The sequence below is a fragment of the Microcystis sp. M53602_WE12 genome (assembly GCF_030065455.1).
Lineage (GTDB): Bacteria > Cyanobacteriota > Cyanobacteriia > Cyanobacteriales > Microcystaceae > Microcystis > Microcystis aeruginosa.
In genome coordinates, this window is record NZ_JASJFB010000207.1 from 1 (window position 1) to 1,549 (window position 1,549).

The 1,549-nt window shown below is 44.4% G+C and carries 3 protein-coding genes; 2 read left to right on the top strand and 1 reads right to left on the bottom strand.

Annotated elements, in window-relative coordinates; genetic code table 11:
• Positions 1–52 precede the first annotated feature (52 nt).
• Entirely contained in the window at positions 53–211 is a 159-nt protein-coding gene (locus PX482_RS07585; protein ID WP_196219852.1) for a hypothetical protein, read from the top strand.
• A gap of 50 nt (positions 212–261) precedes the next feature.
• Here the strand turns inward: PX482_RS07585 and PX482_RS07590 are convergent, their stop codons facing one another.
• Positions 262–993, bottom strand: a complete 732-nt coding sequence (locus tag PX482_RS07590; RefSeq protein WP_002760967.1) for an undecaprenyl-phosphate galactose phosphotransferase family protein — start codon at positions 991–993, stop codon at positions 262–264.
• 173 nt (positions 994–1,166) lie between these two features.
• Between PX482_RS07590 and PX482_RS07595 the strand changes: the two genes are divergently transcribed.
• Positions 1,167–1,322 (top strand): hypothetical protein, encoded by a 156-nt coding sequence (locus PX482_RS07595; protein ID WP_288027648.1) that lies wholly within the window; start codon positions 1,167–1,169, stop codon positions 1,320–1,322.
• The last annotated feature ends 227 nt before the right edge of the window (positions 1,323–1,549 follow it).

A 1,549-nucleotide genomic window follows, 5' to 3' on the forward strand; every position in this document is an offset into this window, starting at 1 on the left:
ATGGGAGTGATCAGGGGGAAATTCAGGGACTTTTTCCCTGAAAATTAGGTAATTGACCCCCTCAAAATCGGTAAAACCCCACACCCCACACCCCACACCCTACACCCTGCCCCTAGGAAAAACTTTTTCAGCAGACCCTAATTACTGTCATAATATTTCTCAAAAAAAGAGGAGAAAAAAGCAAGTTCTCCCCTTCTCTCCTCCAGTCTAGCGATTAATTACATTGAAACAGCAGTGAGTAATTTTTTACTATTCACCGCTTTAGTAAGCACCGTTATTTTTGGGAAAAACCACAACACCGATAGTTCTGAAGATTACCCAGATATCAGTTAACCAGTTACGCGAATTAACGTAATACACATCCATCTGCACCCGCAGGGGATAGGGTATGTCATTACGTCCCGAAACTTGCCATAAACCAGTCAAACCGGGGCGAATAGTTAAAACTTTGTCGATGCGATTGCCATATTTCTGCAATTCTTCGGGAACTAAAGGCCGCGGACCGACGACGCTCATATCTCCTCGCAGGACGTTCCAGAATTGGGGAAACTCGTCTAAACTGGTTAAGCGGAGAAATTTGCCAATCCAAGTTATGCGAGGATCGTCCTTAAGCTTGAAATTATCCTCGAATTCTGCCCGCAGTTGGGGAGAGTCTTCCATCAGTCTCTCTAACACCTTATCAGCATCCATTACCATAGTACGGAACTTGATACAGTTGAAATGCTGGAAGTTTTGACCGACGCGCTTCTGCACATAGAAGACCGGACCGGGGGAACTAATCGCGATCAATAAGGCTAAGATTAAATAAAGCGGCGAAAAGAAAATTAGAACCGATAGGGAGAAAACGATATCGAATAATCGTTTTGAGGTATCGCCGTCTAAAGCTATTAACCAAGATTTTTGATGCCGTCTACCAGAGACCGAAGGTTTGAACCCTCGCTTCATCAAAGCTTGTAGAGCCTTGACGGAGATAAGTTGGCTATTAGCAGTCATCTTACTCCTTCACATCACACACACCACACAGTACCCATGATAAAGCCACAAGACCGAAAAAACAAGTCTTCTGGCCAATAACTGGCACTGGCCATTTTAGAGCCTTTGTACTGAAAAATCTCTAATTAGGGTTTACTGAAAAAGTTTGTTGCTGGGATTAGGAGTCAGTCCCGATGAAAAAATTTTCACCCCCACAGATGAAAGAGGTTTCCTTCCCTACACCCTACACCCCACACCCCACACCCCACACCCTACACCCTCTTTCAAGTCAGGAGTCTGGGGAGTCAGGAGTCTGGGGAGTCAGTAGTCAGCAGATTGCTTTTATTTAGGGTTTGCTGAATAATGGTAAAACCCTTTTAAAATAAAGCTTTTGACCTGTTAAAGTCCGATGTTAGTGCTGCGAAAATAGGATTGGGACGTTCAAAAACCTTGCATTATCCTTCTTGTAGTACATCGCTTGGTACAAAAAACAAGGGCAACAAAGCCTAAAACGACCGGCTCCTGACGACCGGCTACTGACTCCTACCCCCAGGAAAAACTTTTTCAGCAGACCCTA

What these genes read in the sequence shown, in the direction of transcription:
- PX482_RS07590 (WP_002760967.1), bottom strand. Translation starts at nt 993, where the DNA reads ATGACTGCTAATAGCCAACTTATCTCCGTCAAGGCTCTACAAGCTTTG.
- PX482_RS07595 (WP_288027648.1), top strand. Translation starts at nt 1,167, where the DNA reads ATGAAAAAATTTTCACCCCCACAGATGAAAGAGGTTTCCTTCCCTACA.